At 63.6% G+C, this 19,110-nt stretch carries 19 protein-coding genes; 2 read left to right on the forward strand and 17 right to left on the reverse strand.

The genetic code is table 11. The features are described from left to right. Positions 1–4: 4 nt before the first annotated feature. The 5 genes from F562_RS0105370 to eat are packed head-to-tail and all read right to left on the reverse strand — an operon-like array spanning position 5 to position 5,717. Positions 5–793: a 3-oxoacyl-ACP reductase gene (locus F562_RS0105370; RefSeq protein ID WP_018155909.1), complete on the reverse strand. Its 789-nt coding sequence runs from the start codon at positions 791–793 to the stop codon at positions 5–7. Positions 794–824: 31 nt separating this feature from the next. Continuing rightward, positions 825–2,183, reverse strand: coding sequence for an aldehyde dehydrogenase family protein (locus F562_RS0105375; protein WP_018155910.1), 1,359 nt, complete (start codon positions 2,181–2,183; stop codon positions 825–827). Next, positions 2,180–2,914: a gamma-glutamyl-gamma-aminobutyrate hydrolase family protein gene (locus F562_RS0105380; protein WP_018155911.1), complete on the reverse strand. Its 735-nt coding sequence runs from the start codon at positions 2,912–2,914 to the stop codon at positions 2,180–2,182. The genes F562_RS0105375 and F562_RS0105380 overlap by 4 nt, the downstream gene beginning before the upstream one ends. Then, complete coding sequence (locus F562_RS0105385; protein WP_018155912.1) at positions 2,911–4,284, reverse strand: glutamine synthetase family protein; 1,374 nt, start codon at positions 4,282–4,284, stop codon at positions 2,911–2,913. Before F562_RS0105385 ends, F562_RS0105380 begins: the two co-directional genes overlap by 4 nt. After that, complete coding sequence (gene eat, locus F562_RS0105390; protein WP_026181024.1) at positions 4,281–5,717, reverse strand: ethanolamine permease; 1,437 nt, start codon at positions 5,715–5,717, stop codon at positions 4,281–4,283. The genes F562_RS0105385 and eat overlap by 4 nt, the downstream gene beginning before the upstream one ends. 120 nt (positions 5,718–5,837) lie before the next feature. Between eat and F562_RS18185 the strand changes: the two genes are divergently transcribed. Next, positions 5,838–6,587, forward strand: coding sequence for a FadR/GntR family transcriptional regulator (locus F562_RS18185; protein WP_245553614.1), 750 nt, complete (start codon positions 5,838–5,840; stop codon positions 6,585–6,587). A 19-nt stretch (positions 6,588–6,606) separates the two neighbouring features. On the opposite strand, the gene F562_RS0105400 is transcribed toward F562_RS18185, so the two are convergent. From F562_RS0105400 to pdxT, 10 genes are all read right to left on the reverse strand, one after another. Next, positions 6,607–8,913, reverse strand: a complete 2,307-nt coding sequence (locus F562_RS0105400) for a RelA/SpoT family protein (protein WP_040385251.1) — start codon at positions 8,911–8,913, stop codon at positions 6,607–6,609. Between the two features lie 26 nt (positions 8,914–8,939). After that, positions 8,940–9,467, reverse strand: a complete 528-nt coding sequence (locus F562_RS0105405) for an adenine phosphoribosyltransferase (protein WP_018155917.1) — start codon at positions 9,465–9,467, stop codon at positions 8,940–8,942. Beyond that, positions 9,467–10,621 carry a protein translocase subunit SecF gene (gene secF, locus F562_RS0105410; RefSeq protein WP_018155918.1) on the reverse strand — a complete coding sequence of 385 codons (1,155 nt, stop codon included), beginning with the start codon at positions 10,619–10,621 and terminating at the stop codon, positions 9,467–9,469. The genes F562_RS0105405 and secF overlap by 1 nt, the downstream gene beginning before the upstream one ends. Beyond that, positions 10,621–12,492, reverse strand: coding sequence for a protein translocase subunit SecD (secD, locus tag F562_RS0105415; RefSeq protein WP_245553615.1), 1,872 nt, complete (start codon positions 12,490–12,492; stop codon positions 10,621–10,623). The genes secF and secD overlap by 1 nt, the downstream gene beginning before the upstream one ends. Before the next feature lie 12 nt (positions 12,493–12,504). Next, a complete protein-coding gene (yajC, locus tag F562_RS20070) occupies positions 12,505–12,870 on the reverse strand; it encodes a preprotein translocase subunit YajC (RefSeq protein WP_018155920.1) in 366 nt (121 codons plus the stop codon). 168 nt (positions 12,871–13,038) lie between these two features. Beyond that, positions 13,039–14,148 (reverse strand): Holliday junction branch migration DNA helicase RuvB, encoded by a 1,110-nt coding sequence (ruvB, locus tag F562_RS0105425; protein WP_018155921.1) that lies wholly within the window; start codon positions 14,146–14,148, stop codon positions 13,039–13,041. Then, complete coding sequence (ruvA, locus tag F562_RS0105430; protein ID WP_018155922.1) at positions 14,145–14,741, reverse strand: Holliday junction branch migration protein RuvA; 597 nt, start codon at positions 14,739–14,741, stop codon at positions 14,145–14,147. Before ruvA ends, ruvB begins: the two co-directional genes overlap by 4 nt. After that, positions 14,738–15,274, reverse strand: coding sequence for a crossover junction endodeoxyribonuclease RuvC (ruvC, locus tag F562_RS0105435; RefSeq protein ID WP_425386849.1), 537 nt, complete (start codon positions 15,272–15,274; stop codon positions 14,738–14,740). Before ruvC ends, ruvA begins: the two co-directional genes overlap by 4 nt. 119 nt (positions 15,275–15,393) lie before the next feature. Continuing rightward, positions 15,394–16,164, reverse strand: a complete 771-nt coding sequence (locus F562_RS0105440) for a YebC/PmpR family DNA-binding transcriptional regulator (protein WP_018155924.1) — start codon at positions 16,162–16,164, stop codon at positions 15,394–15,396. 45 nt (positions 16,165–16,209) lie between these two features. Then, positions 16,210–16,857: a pyridoxal 5'-phosphate synthase glutaminase subunit PdxT gene (gene pdxT, locus F562_RS0105445; RefSeq protein WP_018155925.1), complete on the reverse strand. Its 648-nt coding sequence runs from the start codon at positions 16,855–16,857 to the stop codon at positions 16,210–16,212. Between pdxT and F562_RS18195 the strand changes: the two genes are divergently transcribed. After that, a complete protein-coding gene (locus F562_RS18195; protein WP_245553616.1) occupies positions 16,849–17,394 on the forward strand; it encodes a GNAT family N-acetyltransferase in 546 nt (181 codons plus the stop codon). The genes pdxT and F562_RS18195 overlap by 9 nt on opposite strands. On the opposite strand, the gene F562_RS0105455 is transcribed toward F562_RS18195, so the two are convergent. Then, on the reverse strand, positions 17,381–18,295 hold the full coding sequence (locus tag F562_RS0105455) for an aminoglycoside phosphotransferase family protein (RefSeq protein ID WP_018155927.1): 915 nt from the start codon (positions 18,293–18,295) through the stop codon (positions 17,381–17,383). The genes F562_RS18195 and F562_RS0105455 overlap by 14 nt on opposite strands. Then, positions 18,295–19,068, reverse strand: coding sequence for an orotate phosphoribosyltransferase (gene pyrE / locus F562_RS0105460; RefSeq protein WP_342661915.1), 774 nt, complete (start codon positions 19,066–19,068; stop codon positions 18,295–18,297). The genes F562_RS0105455 and pyrE overlap by 1 nt, the downstream gene beginning before the upstream one ends. Between the last annotated feature and the right edge of the window lie 42 nt (positions 19,069–19,110).

A 19,110-nucleotide genomic window follows, 5' to 3' on the forward strand; every position in this document is an offset into this window, starting at 1 on the left:
ATCGTCAGTCCACTGGCGTGACGTACGCCGAGCTGATTCCGCCATCGACGACGAACTCGTTTGCGGTCATGAACGAACTGTCATCACTGGCCAAGAAGGCCACGGCAGCAGCCATCTCCTCGGGCTCGCCGAACCGTCCCATGGGTACGTGCACCAGGCGGCGCTGCGCCTTCTCTGGGTCGGCAGCGAACAACTCTTTCAGGAGCGGCGTATTGACCGGTCCTGGGCATAGAGCGTTCACTCGAACTCCCTTGCGTGCGAACTGAACTCCCAACTCGCGGGTCATCGAAAGCACACCACCCTTAGACGCCGAGTAGGAGATCTGCGAGGTCGCCGCACCCATGATCGCCACGAAGGATGCTGTGTTGATGATCGAGCCGCGTCCCTGTTCCAGCATGTAGGGCAGCACGTGCTTGCAGCAGAGGTAGACGCTCGTCAGGTTCACCTCCTGCACCCGGCGCCACGCGGCCAGGTCGGTGTCCAGGATGGAATCGTCTTCGGGCGGGGAAATGCCGGCGTTATTGAAGGCGATGTCGATGGAGCCGTAGGCCGCCTTCACCGAGGCGAACATCGCCTCCACGGCGTCCGAGTCAGTCACGTCGGTCTTCACGAACATCCCGCCCAACTCCTCGGCCAGGGGCTCTCCGATCGATTCTTCGCAGACGTCGACAACCGCGACCTTGGCCCCTTCGGCTGCCATTCGGCGGGCGGTGGCCAGGCCTATACCGCTGGCTCCCCCGGTGACAACGGCGACGCGGCCAACAAGGCGCCTCGGGATGGTCTGCTCGGTCATTCTGTGTTCCTCCTGCTGTGAAGTCGAGTGGTCAGTTGTCTGCGATGAAGACTGTTTTGGTCTCGGTGAACGCATCAAGCGCGTCCGGTCCCAGTTCGCGCCCAATACCCGATTGCTTGAAGCCGCCGAACGGCGTGCTGTAGCGAACCGAGGAGTGGCTGTTGACGGAGAGGTTGCCCGCTTCCACGCCGCGAGCCACCCGCAGCGCTCGACCTATATCTCGGGTCCAGATAGACCCGGACAAGCCGTAGGCGGTCTCGTTAGCGAGGCGAATGGCGTCTTCTTCGTCCCGAAACGGCAGGACGGCAGTGACTGGGCCGAAAATCTCCTCGGTGAAGACGAGATCGGATGCGGCGCGGGCGCGTACGACAGTGGGAGCCATCCAGAATCCGGGCCCGTCGGGTCGCGACCCCGTCATCAGAATGTCGGCATCCTGCAGGTAGCCCTCAACTCGGGATCTCTGCTGTGCGGAGATCAACGGCCCCATATCTGTGTCTTCGCTGGCCGGGTCCCCCACCGCGACGGCTCGCACAGCGGGTTCCATCCGAGCGAGGAAGTCATCAAAGACGCTGTCCTGCACCAGAATTCGCGACCTGGCACAGCAGTCTTGCCCCGAGTTGTCGAAGGCACCCATGGGTGCTGCGGCGGCCGCGGCGTCCAGATCTGAGTCGGCGAAAACGACATTGGCGTTCTTGCCGCCCAGTTCCAGGGTCACCGGCTTGATCTGTTCTGCGCAGCCGGACATTACGGACCGGCCGACTGCGGTCGAGCCAGTGAAGACGACCTTGCGAACGTCCGGATGGGTCACGAAGCGCTGACCGACCACGTTGCCTGCTCCGGGAAGGACCTGAAGCACGTCGGTCGGCAAGCCAGCCTCAAGCGCTAGCTCTCCCAGGCGCATCGCGGTCAACGGGGTGAGTTCGGCCGGCTTGAGAACCACCGTGTTCCCGGCCGCGAGGGCCGGCGCGAAGGCCCAACCCGCGATGGGCATCGGGAAGTTCCACGGGACAATCACGCCCACCACGCCGATGGGCTCGGGAAAGGTCATGGCCGTTCCGCCCGCAACGGGAATCGTGCGGCCCGTGTGACGTTCCGGCGCACCCGAGTAGTACTGCAAGACGTCACGGACGTTTCCGGCCTCCCAGCGCGCATTCCCGACCGGATGGCCAGCATTACGCACCTCAAGCTGTGCGAGCTCTTCTTGGTGATCGGCCACAACGTCGGAGAACCGTCGCAAGAGCGCCGCCCGGTCCGCGGCGCTGACGGACCGCCACGACTGGCCTGCCCGCACCGAGCGAGCAATGGCCGCATCGGTCGCTTCGACATCGAAGAGTTCGACGTGTGTCAGCACCTCTTCGGTGGCTGGGTTCAGGACGTCGTGCGCAGTCATAGGGTCGCCTCCTCGCGGCGGGTTTGATAGGTCCGTGCTGCCTCAACGAGGGCGTCGAAAAGACGCGTGTCGTCTGGGTTTTCTTCCGGATGAAACTGGACGCCGAGCGCCCACCCGGCGTTCGCTACGTCCGGCTCAAGTGCCTGGACAACACCATCTTCAGAGCGGGCCGTCACCCGCAAACCGTCGCCCACGTGGTCCACTGCCTGATGGTGATAGCAGGGCGCCCAGCCGCTACTCCCTAGCACCTGAGCGGCGGTGCTGTCCGGTTCGGTGGTGAACTCCACTCGACCAAAGACGCCGGGTTCCGGCCGGTAACTCTCGTGTCCGAGCACCTCGGGCAGGTGCTGAACCAGGGTGCCGCCGCTGGCGACATTCAGCACCTGCATTCCTCGACAGATCGCCAATAACGGCAGGCCTCTGGCCAATGCTCCACGGACCAGCGCGATTTCGTGCGCGTCCCGGCCACGCTCTGTCTGGGTCAGCGGGTGCGCGACGTGGCCATAACTCTCGGCTTCCATGTCGGCGCCGCCGATCACGATCAGGCCGTCGAGACCATCCAGGACCAGCTCGTCGGTTCCGATGGGCGGCAGCAAGAGCGGAGTGCCGCCTGCAGACACGACACCGTGCAGGTAGGTCATGGGGACCAGCGCGGCAGGCTTACGCCAGTCCCCCCAGGCGGCTTCGCGGCAGTAGGTAGTCAGCCCGATGCGGACCAGCCCATCCTTCACAGTCGCTCGAATCCTCGCCGTAGTTCCCAGTCGGTCACGGCAGCATCAAAGTCGCGGATCTCGATGTCGGCGAAATTGACATAGTGATCAACCACTTTCTGGCCGAACGCCTCCCGGGCGATGTCCGAGGCGGCAAACAGGTCGCGTGCTTCCCGCAGTGTCACTGGCACGTGTTGGGCATCGGTGTCGTACGCGCTTCCGACGGTCATGGGTTCGAGCTCGAGCTTGTGCTCGATGCCGTACAGCCCTCCCGCCAGCATGGCCGCGACCGCGAGGTAGGGATTGGTGTCCCCGCCAGGGAGTCGGTTCTCCAGGCGAGCACCCGCGCCTTCACCCACCAAACGCACCGAACAGGTGCGGTTGTCTATGCCCCATGCGACGGCAGTCGGCGCGAAGGAGCCCACGGCAAAACGCTTGTACGAGTTGATGTTTGGCGCGTAGAACAGGGTGAACTCGCGCATTGTCGCCAGCACACCGGCAATGAACTGGTCATAGATTGCTGTGCGCTGCCCATCGGCCCAGAAAACCGTCGAGTCATCCAACCCACGAAGCGAAAGATGGATGTGACATGAGTTTCCTTCTCGCTCATTGGGTTTGGCCATGAACGTCAGAGATTGCCCGAGGCTGGAAGCGATCATCTTGGCGCCTGTCTTGTAGACGCTGTGGTTGTCAGCAGTCGACAGGACATCGTCAAAGAGGAAGCCGATCTCGTGCTGGCCAAAGTTGCACTCCCCCTTGGCCGATTCCACCACCATGCCTGCGGCGTACATGTCGGTACGGATGCGCTGGAGAAGTGGCTCTACGCGGCCGGACCCGACGATGGAGTAGTCGACGTTGTACTGGTTTGCGGGCGTCAGATCGCGGTAGCCGCGTTCCCATGCCTGCTCGTAGGTATCCCGATAGACCACGAACTCCAACTCAGTCCCAGCGACGGCCTTCCAACCATGGTCAGCGGCGCGTTCAATCTGCTGACGCAGCATGGACCGCGGTGACATCGGTACGTGTTCGCCGGTGGCGAGCAACAGATCGCACTGCACCATGATGGTGCGCTCTAGCCACGGGACCCATCGGAAGGTCTCATCGTCGAGAGCGAACTGCATGTCGCCATAACCCGATTCCCAAGATGAAATGGCATAGCCATCAACGGTATTCATGTCGGTATCGACGGCCAAGAGGTAGTTACATCCCTCGACGCCGTGACCAAGTGCGTGGTCCACGAAGTACTGCGCGTGAAGGTACTTGCCCTGCAGCCGCCCTTGCATATCGGTGAAGGCCACGATGACGGTGTCGACCTCTCCAGAGCTGATGAGCTCACGGACCTGCTCAACACTCAGCATGCGGGGGTTGCGCGGATGGTGAGTGGTGCTCATCGAAGCTCCTCGGAGGCGTTAGCAATCTGGGCAAACTCTTCTTCCGGGGCTCCAGCGACCAAGTGGTGGCGACTGTAGAACCAGAAGTAGGCCAGTGCGAGCAGCAGCACCAGGGCGGTGACGCCTGCGGCCATCACGTCGACAAAGAACGTCGCGACGACGGCGGCGATCGACAGCACCAGACCGATGCCGGTCGTCACCACACCACCAGGAGTGCGATAGCCACGTTCCAGGTCTGGTTCGCGACGCCGCAACATGATGTGGCTGAGATTGAGAAGCACGTACGACACCGCCGCACCAAACACCGCGATATTGATCAGCAGGTCCCCGTCTTTAGTGATCGCGGCGAGCAGGAACCCGATGCCGCCAGGCACCAGTAGCGCCATGTACGGCGTACGCCGGCTGCTGGTCAGGGACAACACTCGTGGGAGGTAGCCCGAACGAGACAGCGCGAACAGTTGCCGTGAGTAGGCGTAAATGATGGAGAAGAAACTCGCGATCAAGCCCGCCAATCCGGCGTAGTTCACAAAGCTGGCGATGGTCGAGTTGCTGCCGTAGGCAGCCCTCAGCGCCTCGGGAAGTGGGTTGTCGGACATACCCATCGCGTCGGCGCCAGCAGTGCCGGGCACCAAGATCAGCATCAACGCAGCAAAGACCAGCAGAATCGACATCGCCACGATGATGCCGCGAGGTAGGTCGCGCTTGGGGTTCGAAGTTTCCTCAGCCGCCAGCGGAACGCCTTCGACCGCAAGAAAGAACCAGATGCCGTAAACCAGTGCGGCGGTGGCGCCCGCGAAGCCGAACGGCAGGAAATCACTCGCCCCAGCGACGTCGGCCTGTGGCGCGATATCGAACAACTTGCTGGCATCGAACTGCGGAATCAGCGCGAAAACCGTGACGACGAGCGCCACGACCGCGATGGCCGTGATGCCGAACATCACCTTCAGGGCCTCTCCCACACCCCAGAGATGTACGCCGACGAAGACAATGTAGGCGGCCAGATAGATCGGCCAGGAGTTGGTGATTCCGCCGATATCCAGCGCCTCGATGTAGCCGCCGATGAAGGTCGCGATGGCCGCGGGAGCGACGGCGTACTCGATGAGGACTGCCATCCCTGTGGCGAAACCACCCAGGGGTCCCAGCGCGCGGCGCGCGAACCCGTAGCCTGCGCCGGCCGCTGGCAGCATCGAGGACATCTCGGCCAGCCCAAGCACCATGCACGAATACATCACGCCCATCAGCACGGTGGCGATCAGCAGGCCACCCCAACCACCCTCCGCGATGCCGAAGTTCCATCCGGCGAAATCTCCGGAGATGACATAACTGACGCCGAGTCCGGCAAGAAGCACCCACCCGGCGGCTCCGCGTTTGAGCTGTCGGCGAGCCATGTAGTCATCGGAAACGCTCTGATAGTCGACATGCTGTTGGGGCATTGAGACCGCCTGGTCTTGAACTGATGGCACCACTGTTTCGTATGGATCAATAGTGGACCATTGTGCGAGGTCCTATTTCAGCGTGGATCAGACCCCCAGTCAAGGGATTACGGTGCACTGGTGAGTCCCGAACGCGACCGACCGTCATCGCCGCCCCAGCCACCAGCCGCGTCGGGGGTGGCGCCGGTCCGTTTCGGGAACGTGTTCGAGGAGACCATGGCGCATCTGCTCCAACAGATTCGTCTCGGCCAATACCCACCGGGCGGCAAGCTCCCGCCCGAGCGTGAGCTTGCCGCATCCCTTCGAGTGTCGCGAACCTCATTGCGAGAAGCGTTGTCCCACTTGCAAACTGCTGGTTTTGTCAGCATCCGCCGCGGCCGGTATGGCGGAACCTATGTGAGCGACCCGCCACCCGCTATTGACTCAAGGGTGACGGCCCTTCCTGATCGGGCAGAGGTCGAAGACGTCCTGACAATCCGCGGGATCGTCGAGCCCGCAGCGGCGAGGTTGGCCGCTGAGCAGCAACCAACGGGCGAATCCGCCGACCATCTGTGGGCGGCTCATCTCGCGTTGCGGGACGTCAGCGTGGAGCAATACCGCCCGCTTGACTCACGGTTACATCTGATGATTGCGGACCTCAGCGGAGCGCCCAGTGTTGCCAAGGTCGTCGCCGACGTGCGATCGAGAGTCAACACCTTGCTCGACTGCATCCCCCTGCTCCAGCCCAATTTGGTGCACTCGTGCGATCAGCACGAGGCGATCGTACGAGCCATCCTGAATGGTGAGGCGCAGCAAGCACACGACCTCATGGTCGACCACCTCGACGGCAGCGCTGCCCTGCTCAGAGGGTTCTTGGGTTCTTCGACATAAGACCCTCACCCCGCGACGCTCAGTCGTCGCTGGCCACGACCTTGTGGTCAGCGCCAGTCATTCGGTGAGCGTCAAAGACCCCATCCACCTGGCGTACGGCACGGATAACGTGGTCGAGATGGCTGGTGTCACCCATCTCAAAAGTGAAGCGGGACACCGCAACCCGGTCCCGACTGGTCGTCAGGTTGGCAGACAAAATGTTCACGTGCTGCTCTGACAGCACTTTGGTGATGTCCGTGAGAAGGCCGTTGCGGTCGAGCGCATCCACCTGCAACTGCACCAGGAAGACGCTATCGGCCGAAGGCGCCCACGCGACGTCGAGTAGTCGCTCAGGTTGCCTGAGTAGCTGTTCGGCATTGGTGCAATCTCGCCGGTGGACCGATACCCCATTGCCGGTCGTCACAAACCCGATGATCTCGTCGCCCGGCACGGGAGTACAACATCGAGCGAGTTTGACCCAGACATCATCGGCGCCCACCACGGTGACTCCGGGGTCGCCTGCACGAGCACGACGGCGGGGCGTTACGCCCAGAGGTGATTCCTCGAATTCGTCAGTGTCCGCAGCAGGTTCGCCCTGCGCCGCGGCCAATTGCTTGACGACGTGCTCGGCGGATACGTGCCGGTCGCCGATCGCGGCGTACAACCCCTCGATGTCGTGATAATTGAGGCGAGTGGCGACCTCGGTCAGGCTCTCGTGGGACATCAACCGCTGAATACCCAAGCCCTTCTTGCGAATCGCACGCGCCAAGGCGTCCTTGCCCGACTCGATGGCCTCCTCACGCCGTTCCTTGGAGAACCACTGCTTGATCTTGTTGCGAGCACGCGGGCTCTTCACGAAGGTCAGCCAGTCGCGGCTAGGCCCGGCCCCGTCGGCCTTTGAGGTGAGGACCTCCACCACGTCCCCGTTGTCGAGCACACTCTCCAACGGCACCAGTCGGCCATTGATGCGAGCACCAATGCAGTGGTGCCCCACCTCGGTGTGCACCGCGTAGGCAAAATCGATCGGGGTCGCACCCGCGGGAAGCGGCATCACTTCGCCCTTGGGTGTGAAGACATAGACCTCCCGCGCCCCGACGTCGAAGCGCAAGGATTCGAGGAACTCCCCTGGATCGGATGTCTCCCGCTGCCATTCCAGCAGCTGGCGCAGCCAGGTCATGTCGTTGATCGGACCGGTGTCGACGGAAGCCGATTTGCCTACCTCAGCTCCGCCTTGGGTGTCCTTGTATTTCCAGTGAGCCGCGACACCGTACTCGGCTCGGCGGTGCATCTGATGGGTACGGATTTGAATCTCGACCGGCTTGCCCTCCGGCCCAATGACGGTCGTGTGCAAGGACTGATACATGTTGAACTTCGGCATAGCGATGTAGTCCTTGAACCGCCCAGGGATCGGGCTCCATCGCGCGTGAATCGTGCCGAGCACGGCATAGCAGTCCCGAACCGACTCCACCAGGACGCGGATCGCGACAAGGTCATAGATGTCTTCGAAGTCGCGGCCACGAACGATCATCTTTTGATAAACGCTGTAGTAATGCTTCGGTCGTCCGGTGACCTCACCCTTGATCTTGGCGGCACGCAGGTCGGCATCAACCTGATCTCGGACGAGCCCCAAGTACTCCTCGCGCGCCGGAGCCCGATCTGCCACCAGCCGCACGATCTCATCGGACACCTTGGGATAGAGCGTCGCGAAGGACAGATCCTCCAACTCCCACTTGATGGTGTTCATGCCCAAGCGGTGCGCCAACGGTGCATAGATTTCCAGCGTCTCGGTCGCTTTGCGCTGCGCCGAAGCCGCGGACACGTATCGCCACGTTCGCGCGTTATGCAGGCGGTCCGCCAGCTTGATCACCAAGACGCGGATGTCCTTGGCCATCGCGATGACCATTTTGCGGACCGTCTCCGACTGCGCGGCCTCGCCGTATTTGACCTTGTCGAGTTTGGTTACGCCATCGACCAACATGGCGATCTCGTCACCGAACTCGGACCGCAACTGAGTCAACGAATACTCGGTGTCTTCCACCGTGTCGTGCAGCAAGGCGGCCGCCAAAGTCGGTGGTGTCATACCGAGTTCGGCCAGAATCGTGGCGACCGCTAGGGGGTGGGTGATGTAGGGGTCGCCGGACTTACGCATCTGTCCGGCGTGACATCGTTCGGCCACGTCGTAGGCGCGTTGGATGACGTCGACATCAACACGCGGGTGGGTCGCGCGGACCGTACGCAGCAAGGGTTCGAGCACACGATGCCCTGTCGGGCGGGGGGCGCCGAAGCGGACTAAGCGTGCGCGTACGCGCGACGCTGCATGCCCGACCGGCCGTGTCTCCTCCGCCATGGCGAGAGTCTAGGGGCGAAGGTCAGTCAGACAGTCGCGAGGGCATGCGTCGGCACGTCCTCGAGAGCAGAACGCCCGGCCAGGAAAGACAACTCGAGCAGCGCCTCAAACGCTCGCACGCGCGCACCCGCTTGCCGCAGCAGGCTGACGGCGGCTGAGGCCGTGCCACCGGTGGCCAGAACGTCGTCGAGCAGGAGCACGCGTGCTCCCGGCTGTATAGCGCCGGTCTGAATCTCGATGGTCGCGGTGCCATATTCCAAGGCATAGGTCTCGCTCAGGACTTCGCCGGGCAACTTGCCAGCCTTGCGCACTGGCACGAAGCCGACGTCAAGGGCAAGCGCGACCGGCGCGCCCACGACAAATCCTCGAGCCTCGATGCCACACACCAGATCTACCTCGCCGCGATGCCGCTGGACGATGTCGTCCACGACCGCTCGCATCGCCGCGGGCGAGGCGAACAACGGCGACAGATCCTTGAACTGAACACCCGGAGAGGGAAAGTCCGCGACGTCCCTGGTCTGCTCTAGGACGATCTGTTCAATCGATGAGGCCATCACGAATCATCGCGGTCGAGTCGGGCCAGCGGATGCGTCGTCCGCTTGCTAGCCCGCTCCCGGTGCACTTCCGCGGCCTTCGCTGCGCGTTCCGGCTCGACGACACCGGAGACGCCTTCACCCGGCGTTGCCCGACTACCCGAGGCCGCCATCGCCACCTTTTGCGATGACTGGTGGGCTGCGGCCCGCTTCGCCAACTCGCGCATCTGTGGTTCGCGACGGCGAAGATCACACAGCAACGGTGTCGCGATGAAGATCGAGGAGAACGTTCCGACCGCGATACCGATGAAGAGCGACAAGGCCAGGTCAAGAAGGGTTCCCGGACCCAGGAAGACGAAGCCGACGAAGACCACGACGGCGACGGGCAGCAGCGCGATCACCGAGGTGTTGATGGAGCGCACCACGGTCTGGTTGACGGCGTAATTGGCGGCCTGGTCGAAGTTCCTCGTGCCGGTCGACATGGCTTCGTGGGTGTTTTCCCGGACCTTGTCGAAGACGACGACGGTGTCATAGATCGAATACCCGAGAATTGTCAGGAAGCCGATCATCGTCGCTGGACTGATCTCAAACCCGGTGAGTGAATAGATGCCCACCGTGAAGAACACATCGTGAGCCAGGGCGACCAGCGCTGCGACCGCCATCGTCCACGTGCGGAAGTAGAGCGCCAGGACGATGCTCAGCAACGCTAGGAACCACAGCAGCGCCAAGATGGCCTGCTTGGTGACGGTGTCGCCCCAGGACGGACCGATGAACGTCGAGGTGACGTCAGCACGCTGAACGTCGAACTCCTTCGCCAGCTCGGAGCGCACCTTGGCGGTGTCAGCTGGCGTACCCGTCCCCAGCTGTTCGGTCTGGATTCGGACCTGGTTGTCACCGATCTGCGTGACGCTTAGTTGGCTTTCGCCGCCGACAGCCTTGGTGATGGCGTCCTCGGTGCGTTGCTCGTAGTCATCCATGTTGGAGACGCCAGGCACGCGCAACTCTGATCCACCGGTGAACTCCAGCGACAGGTTGAGGCCCTTGATAAAGATGCCGCCCGCCGCGATGAGCATCAGGATGATGCTGGCTATATACCAAGTGCGGCGCTTGCCCACGAAGTCAAACTGCCGCCGGCCGGTATAGAGGTCATTGCCCAACTGGGCGAAGCTAGCCATCAGGCTGTCCCTTCTTGGGCGGCGGCGGCTTGGCGATCAGCGATCGTGACCCGGCCGCGGCCTGCGTAGGTCGCGGTTTTGGCGCCCAGTCGTTCGGGGTCCAGCCCAGACCATGGGTGACCACCGCCGAAGAACTTGGTACGCGCCAACAGCGTCAGCGCCGGGTGGGTAAACAACATCACCACAAGGATGTCGATTAGCGTACTGAGGCCGAGGGTAAAGGCGAAGGCCTTCACGTTGGACTCCGACAGCAGATACAGCACTGCGGCGGCGATGAAGTTCACCACGTCAGAAATGATGATGGTGCGCCGCGCGCGACCCCACCCAGTCTCGACTGCCGCGCGCAAAGCGCGGCCTGATCTGACCTCGTCTCTCACGCGTTCGAAGTAGACGATGAAACTGTCCGCCGTGACGCCAATGGCGACAATCAGACCAGTCACACCGGCCATGGTGAGCCGGAAGTTGGCGAGGTGGCCAAGGATGGTCACTGTGCCGTAGGTCAGGAGACCGGCAATGCCAAGAGAAGCCACCGTCACCAGACCGAGCGCGCGGTACTGGAACAGCGAGTAGATGATGACCAGGACGAGGCCGATCACCCCGGCGATCAAACCCATCCGCAGTTGATCCTGCCCGAGCTGCGGGCTGATCTGGTCGTTGGTCTGTTCCTCGAAGGAGAACGGCAGCGCACCGAACTTCAGCTGTTCAGCGAGAACTTTGCCGCTCTTCGGTGTGAACGATCCGGTGATCTGCGCTTTGCCATTGGTGATCGCATCGTTGGTGCCCAACGCGCTGAGGACCTGGCCGTCGATAATGATCGCCGACTTGTTTTGCGGCTGTGTTTCCGGGAACTTCGACAAGCGCGTCGTCATGTCGCCGAAGGCCTTTTTGCCCTGGTCGTCGAACTCCAGGTTGATCTGCGTTCCACCGGTCTGCTGGCCCTGCTGGTTGGTCTCCGGTCCAGAACTGGCGTCCTCGACCATCGATCCGTTGACCTCGACCGGGCCTACGATGTACTTCGCCTGGGCCTGTTGGTCGCACATCACCGTCGGCGCCTTGGGCGACGCCGCGGCGGAGAGTTGCTGGTGCTCGGTGTCAGCGCAGTTGTATGCCCCCACTAGCTCCTGGTACGTCGCGCCCTTCTCGACGACTCCGGCCTTGACCCACAGGGACTCGACTGGTTCCTGAGCCCATTTCTCATCACTGGGATTAGCGGGCTTGTCGGCCGCGGGCTTCGTGGTGGACTTCGCCGGCGCTTTGCTCGATGACGACTTAGTGGGTTTCGGTGATGGCGACTCCGCGGCGGGATACGCCTCGGGGTAGGTGCCGCGGGCACCAGACGATGTCGCCGACGACTTCGCGGTAGCCGACGGCTTGGCGGTGGCCTTCGACCCACTGCTGCTGGGCTTGGCCGAAGCCTTCGGCGGCTCGGGTGGCTGCGGCAGGGTGATTTCAACAGGCTGATTCTGCTGCTCGACAATCACCGGCCGGAAGGTCAACTGTGAGGACGCCGACAGCGAGTCCAGCATGTCCTCGCTGGGTTCGCCGGGAATCGCCACGACGATGTTGCTGGCGCCAAGTGTGGTGACCTCAGCTTCGGCGACGCCGCTGCCATCGACCCGGCGGCGAATAATGCTGACGGCCTGTTCGACCTGCTGAGAGTTGATCTCTTGGTCCTCACCGACCTGGGGCTCCAGCACGATCTGCCGACCCCCCTCGAGGTCGAGACCAAGCTTCGGAGTCCACTGACCCGCGGGCGACTGCATTGTCGTCAAGGCGATGCCGCCGAACAGAACCCCGACAATCAGCAAGAGGGCAACAATGGTGGTCTTCGGCCGGGCCTTCTTGCGCCCAGGCTTACTCGACGGACTCATGAGGCTCATAGATCAGGAACCCTGTCGTGGTTCGTCCGACTCACGGTCGCTGGCGTCATCATCGGCCTCTTCAGCATCCGGCGCTGGGTCCGCAGTTGGGCTGGGGAGTACCGCCCGACGGTCGAAGGTCAAGGTCACTCCGGGAGCAGCTTCAATTTCAGCGGTGGGGCCATCCAGCGCGACGAGCGTGCCGATCAGCCCAGAGGTGGTGCTGACCTGCTGGCCTGGCACGAGTTGGTCCTGTGCCCGCTGAACTTGCTTCTGCCGCCTGCGCTGTTGCCAGAACAGCAGCCCGATGAGCACCAGCGGGAGGAGCAGGATCAGCATCCCGGTGGCGTTGCTTCCCTGCTGCTGACTGGCGGTGGCCAGGAACGGCATTCGATGTCCTCTATCGGTCGGTGGTCGGGCTCAGGAGTCGAGCCCGCGATCAGTTCGAAGCCAATGCTCGAGCCAACCGCAAAGTCTAGGTGAGTCAGCACGCCTCGATCACACGGGGCACGGACCAAATGTGGGAATGCCCACATTGCGGCCGTGCGGTCCCTACGGTCAGCCGGAAAACCGGCCCTCTCCCTCGAACGGGAGCGGACGGTCAGTGGTTCCCGATGCCCCAGCACCCGCAGGCGGCGGAGTGAGATTGAGGTGCTCCCAGGCCAAGGTGGAAGCGGCCCGGCCGCGGGGCGTACGCACGAGGTAACCCTCGCGGACGAGATAGGGCTCGGCCACGGTCTCCACAGTGTCCGGCTCTTCCCCCACCGCAACTGCCAGCGTGGACAATCCCACCGGGCCTCCTGCAAACCGACGGCACAACGCCTCGAGCACCGCGCGGTCAAGCCGGTCCAGGCCCTGCTGGTCGACGTCGAACAGGTCGAGTGCGGCCTGGGCCGACGGGAGATCCACGACCGCGGCACCGTGAACCTGCGCATAGTCGCGTACGCGCCGCAAAAGACGGTTGGCAACCCGGGGCGTCCCGCGTGAGCGGCCGGCGATCTCGGCGATGCCTTGGCGAGTCCCTTCGACGTCGAGCAGTTGCGCGCTGCGCGTGAGGATGGTGGTGAGGTCATCGGCGGTGTAGTAGTCGAGGTGACCGGTGAAACCGAAGCGATCTCGCAGCGGCGCGGGAAGCAGCCCTGAGCGGGTGGTGGCGCCCACCACGGTGAAGGGCGGCAACTCCAACGGAATGGCCGTGGCACCGGGTCCCTTACCCACGATGACATCGACGCGGAAATCCTCCATCGCGAGATAGAGCATTTCTTCTGCCGCACGGGCCATGCGGTGGATCTCGTCGATGAAGAGCACCTCACCTTCAGCCAACGAGGACAAAATCGCCGCCAGGTCGCCGGCGTGCTGGATGGCAGGCCCGCTCGTGATCCTGATCGGCTGCTCGAGTTCGGCCGCAATGATCATTGCCAGGGACGTCTTGCCCAGACCGGGCGGCCCTGACATCAGGACGTGGTCGGGCGGCCGTCCGCGCCGACGCGCTGCCTCCAGGACCAAGCCCAGTTGGTCGCTGACGCGCGGCTGACCGGGAAAGTCGGCGAGTCGCCGAGGCCGCAGCGCCGCCTCGATGCGGCGCTCATCATCCTGGCCACCCGGGTCAACGATGCGCGCACCGTCGTACGACGCGTCGTAGGACTGGTCGTCGTATTCAGTGCTCACCGGCCCAACTCCCGCAAAGCCAACCGCAACAACTGGGCCACTTCGGTGACCTCAGGAGCGGCATCGGTGACCTTGGCAACGGCGTCGTCAGCCTGCTTGACGCTCCACCCAAGGCCTACGAGTGCCTCGCTCACTTGGACATCGCCTCGTGGGGCCGAGGTCGCCGTCACCGAGGCTCCACCGGTGCCGTCGGGAACGCCGACCTTGTCGCGTAACTCCAGCACGATGCGCTCGGCGCTCTTCTTACCGATACCCGGAATCTTGGTCAGAGCCACAAGATCCCCTGAGCCGATCGCGCCTTGCAAGGCATTCGGGTCGTGCACGGCCAACATGGCCAGCGCCAGTCGTGGGCCGACACCACTGACCGTCTGAACCTGCTCGAAAAGATCACGCTCTGCGGGCGTGCTGAAGCCGTACAACGTCAGGGAGTCCTCACGAACGACCAGTGAGGTCGCAAGTTGTGCTTCCTGTCCCGTTCGGACACTGGTCGCAACGGCAGGGGTGGTGTGGGTCAACATCCCCACGCCGCCGACCTCAACCACGACATGATCAAGACCAACGGTCAGCACGCGTCCGCGCACGCTGGAAATCATCGAGCAACTCTCCTTTTCTGCGCGGCAACCGCGGCCGCAAGACGATCCTGTGCCCCGCCTCGCCAGATATGACAAATCGCGAGGGCCAGGGCATCTGCCGCGTCCGCTGGGCGCGGCGCCACGTCCAAGCGCAGGATGCGCGTGACCATCGCGGTCACTTGAGCTTTGTCGGCCCGGCCGTTGCCTGTCACGGCCGCCTTGACCTCAGACGGGGTGTGCAGCGCCAGGGGAAGTCCACGTCGTGCTGCGGCGAGCATGGGGACAGCCGACGCCTGCGCGGTGCCCATGATGCCTTTGATGTTGGCCTTGGCGAACACTCGCTCGACGGCAACTGCATCGGGCTGATGACGTTCCATCCACTCGTCGATCTCGGTTTGGAGGGAGAGCAACCGCTCGGCCGGATCGTCCTGGGCCGGGGTCCGCACCACCCCGACGGCCACCATTCGCAGGGGCTGGCCTAGGCCACCGTCGACGATTCCTAAGCCGCATCTCGTCAGGCCAGGGTCGACGCCGAGCACTCGCACCGGTTGCACCTCGTCAGTCGCGTTCGCCGAACAGGTGTTCGGTTGTGACCGACCCTAGCCCGAGCGCACCACTGAGCACAGCAGGTCAGGGCGGCGCGTCGCCCCAGCCTCGCCACGACGAGACGGCATCAGTCCTCGTCGAGCTGGGCCAGAACCTCGTCAGACACGTCACCGTTGGCAAACACGTTCTGGACGTCGTCGCTGTCCTCTAGGGCTTCGATGACTCGGAACATCTTCTTGGCGCCGTCGGCATCCAATGGCACCTCGACGGTCGGCACGAAGGACGCTTCCGCGGAGTCGTAGTCAATGCCCGCGGCCTGCAGAGCTTCCCGGACGGCAACGAAGTCGGTGGCTTCAGACACGATCTCGAAAGACTCCCCCAGGTCGTTCACGTCCTCGGCGCCAGCGTCGAGCACCACTTCGAGAAGGTCGTCCTCGGTGGCGTCGGCCTTACCCTCCTGCGCCTTGGGGACGATAACCACGCCCTTGCGGTTGAACAGGTAAGCCACCGAGCCAGACTCAGCCATACTGCCGCCGTTGCGCGTCAGGGCCGTACGCACCTCGGCGACCGCGCGGTTCTTGTTGTCGGTCAGGCACTCGATGAGAACGGCGATACCGCCGGGCGCATAGCCCTCGTAGGTCAGCGCGAGGTAGTCGGCTCCCCCGGCCTCGGCCCCGGAGCCGCGCTTGACCGCACGATCGATGTTGTCATTCGGCACCGACGACTTCTTGGCCTTCTGTACGGCGTCGTACAGCGTGGGGTTTCCGGCCAAATCGCCGCCACCTTGGCGGGCCGCGACCTCGATGTTCTTGATGAGCTTGGCGAACAGCTTGCCTCGCTTGGCGTCAATGGCCGCCTTCTTGTGCTTGGTGGTCGCCCATTTGGAGTGGCCGGACACGAGGCGCTCCTTCGCTATTTCGATGACAGGTTGCCGCACAGAACCCTACCCGTGGTTGGCCGCTCGCCTCTCGCGCACCATGTCAACGAACAGTCCGTGCACGCGATAGTCGCTGCCAACCTCAGGATGAAACGCGGTAGCAAGCAGGTCTCCCTGTCGCACCGCGACGGCGCGCAACTCCCCAGCCTGCACGCGTACCTGCGCCAAAACCCCTACGCCTGGCCCGGCCGACTCGACCCAGGGCGCACGAATGAAGATGCCGCGCGTCGGACCGCCTTCCACCCCCTGAACCTCAACTTCACCTTCAAATGAATCCACTTGTCGCCCAAAGGCATTGCGCCGGACCGTCATATCGATGCCGCCAACGGTGGCCTGTCCTTCTTGCCCATCGAGGAGACGGTCAGCGAGCAGGATCATTCCGGCACAGGAACCGTAGGCGGGTAGTCCCGCGGCGATCGCAGCGCGCAACGGCTCTAGCAGATCGAAGGTGCGTAGCAGTCGGATCATGGTCGTCGACTCACCACCGGGGAGGACGATGCCGTCAACAGCAGCCAACTCGACAGGACGTCGAACGGGGATGGCATCGGCACCGGCGGCCGTGAGAGCAGTGAGGTGTTCGCGTACATCACCCTGCACAGCGAGCACGCCGATCGTCACTGGCTGGCCGCTCTCTACGCTGTGGCTGTGTCCCATGATCTCTCCATTCGCAGGCGCCGCTCGACCGACATGGCGCCTCTTGTCGCCTTGCTCGCCCGGCAGCAGCCAAGCACACGGTATCCACTGCGGTGGCCGCTGCCATTTCCGGCAGAGAACTTCGTTGCCCGTGCGAACGAGGAGCAGTCCTGGGTGGCCGAACGGGAGGGCGAGATCGTGGGCCACGTCGCGCTGACCAGCGTCCCCGAGGGACAACTCGCTGAGATCTGGTCCGCGGGCGCCCAGCGGCCACCCCATGAATTGGCCTGCGTCTCAGTGCTCTTCGTCGACGACCGGCTTGCCGGGACCGGCATCGGGGGCGCTCTGCTCGATACCGCGGTGACCGCTGCCCGCGGTGCTGGCCGTACGCCCGTGCTCGACGTGGTGCAAGCACACGGACCGGCGGTTGCGGTGTATCGCCACCGTGGCTGGGTGGAGGTCGGCACGGCCCGACCGTCCTGGCTGCCCGATGACGAACCGTCGATCCTGCTCATGATGTTGCCGAATGACCGGGCCGCCGCGGTCAGCGGAGAGTGACTCCCACATCGGCAGCCACAGCCTCAACCATCCGCGTGAGGCGACGGGTCCGATCCGGCATCGACGTCCGATAGTTCGCCAACGTCAGTAGTCCTGGGCCTGCGAACGCCCAGGCGCGGGCCCGGCGCCACGTGGCGCCGTCGACACCGGACGCCTCCCGGAAGAGGTCGCGAGCTGACTCGTCGAACAAACTCCAGGCATAGAGCAAGTCGACCGATCGGTCCCCCACGCCGAGTCCGCCGAAGTCGATCACACCCGCCAGACGCCCGCCGTCCTCGACAAGCACGTTCTCCGCCGACAGGTCGGTATGAACCCAGCAAGGCAGTTCGGACGCGGGTGGGACGTCGCGAATCAGAGTCCACGCGTGACGCGCCCGGACCGGGTCGAACATGTCGGCCAGTGCATCCGTGGCCTCCTCGACCCATCGGTCGCTGGTAGGCGTAACCGGCTCACCTGCGCGATAGCCCCACTGCCGTTCGCCTGTCTCCTGACCCCAGGTGTCGACAGCATGCAATGCCCGCACGAATTCCCCGAGTCCCCTTGCAAACGTAGCTTGTTCGCTCGCGCTCAGATTCTCCGGGAGTCTCCCTGAGACCCAGGACACGACAGTCCAGGGACGGGAGAACTCTGCGCACGGAGACCCACGAAATCGCACACTGGGAACCCCCACGGGCAATTCGGGCGCGAGCCGTGGCAACCAGATAACCTCCTTGTCGAGGTCCGCGACATAGCCGTCCTCACGCGGCAGCCGCACCGCGTAGTGGTCACCGACTCGGAACACCCAGTTACTGCTCCCTGGTGCGGCACTCGGGCGCACGTATTCGTCGGCCAAATCTGGATACTGACGACCCAAGAGACGTCGTACCAGTGGGGCGTCCGGCTCGCGCACCTCGCCTGGCATCAGTTCGGAGCGTCCAGGTCCGACTGCGTCAGGACCGACCGGACATCCATCTCGAGGTCGCGTAGCGCCTCGCCTGGCTCGAGTGAGCGATCGATGGCGCACACGACAGTGTCGACAATTGCGCCCCGTGGGCGCAGTGCCTTGACGGCATCACGAACAGCGCCACCACTGGTGATCACGTCTTCCACAATGGTGACCCGTTTGCCAGAGAAATCCGGACCTTCGGCCAATTTTGCGGTGCCATACGCCTTGGCGGCCTTCCGCACGAAGATTGCCGGCAGACCTGTCTTCGCCGACAGGATCGTCACGATGGGTATGCCTCCCAACTCGAGCCCGCCGAGCACTTCGGTCTCGACCGGAAGGAGGTCGACCATCTGCGCGACGACCCGATCCAACAACGCTGGATCAGCCTCGAAGAGGTATTTGTCGAAGTACGTGTCGCTCACCTGCCCCGAACGCAACGTGAACTCGCCCTGCAGCCGGCAGGCCGTATTGATCTCGGCTGCCAAGGCGGTGTCGGGGGTCACGGCCTCAGTGAATGCGACCGGCTTGCCCGCAGCCCGGGCATAAGCAATTTCGCGGCTGGCCGACTGGCCGACGTAGCCACCGGGGTTCACGACCAAAACTCGGTCCGCTAGGTCGATCTTGCGCAGGTGCAGGTTGCCCAGGGCGACCTTCTGTTCAGTGGAGATATCGCCGCTGACCTCCCCCGGCGCCAGCACGATGACACCAGCCATGGTGAGTTCGCGGTGCACACGTTTCATTTCGTCCATGAATCGAGCAGAGCCGCAGACACACACGATCTCTGGGCGGAG

Origin of the sequence: Demetria terragena DSM 11295 (assembly GCF_000376825.1) — a bacterium.
Taxonomy (GTDB): Bacteria; Actinomycetota; Actinomycetes; order Actinomycetales; family Dermatophilaceae; genus Demetria; species Demetria terragena.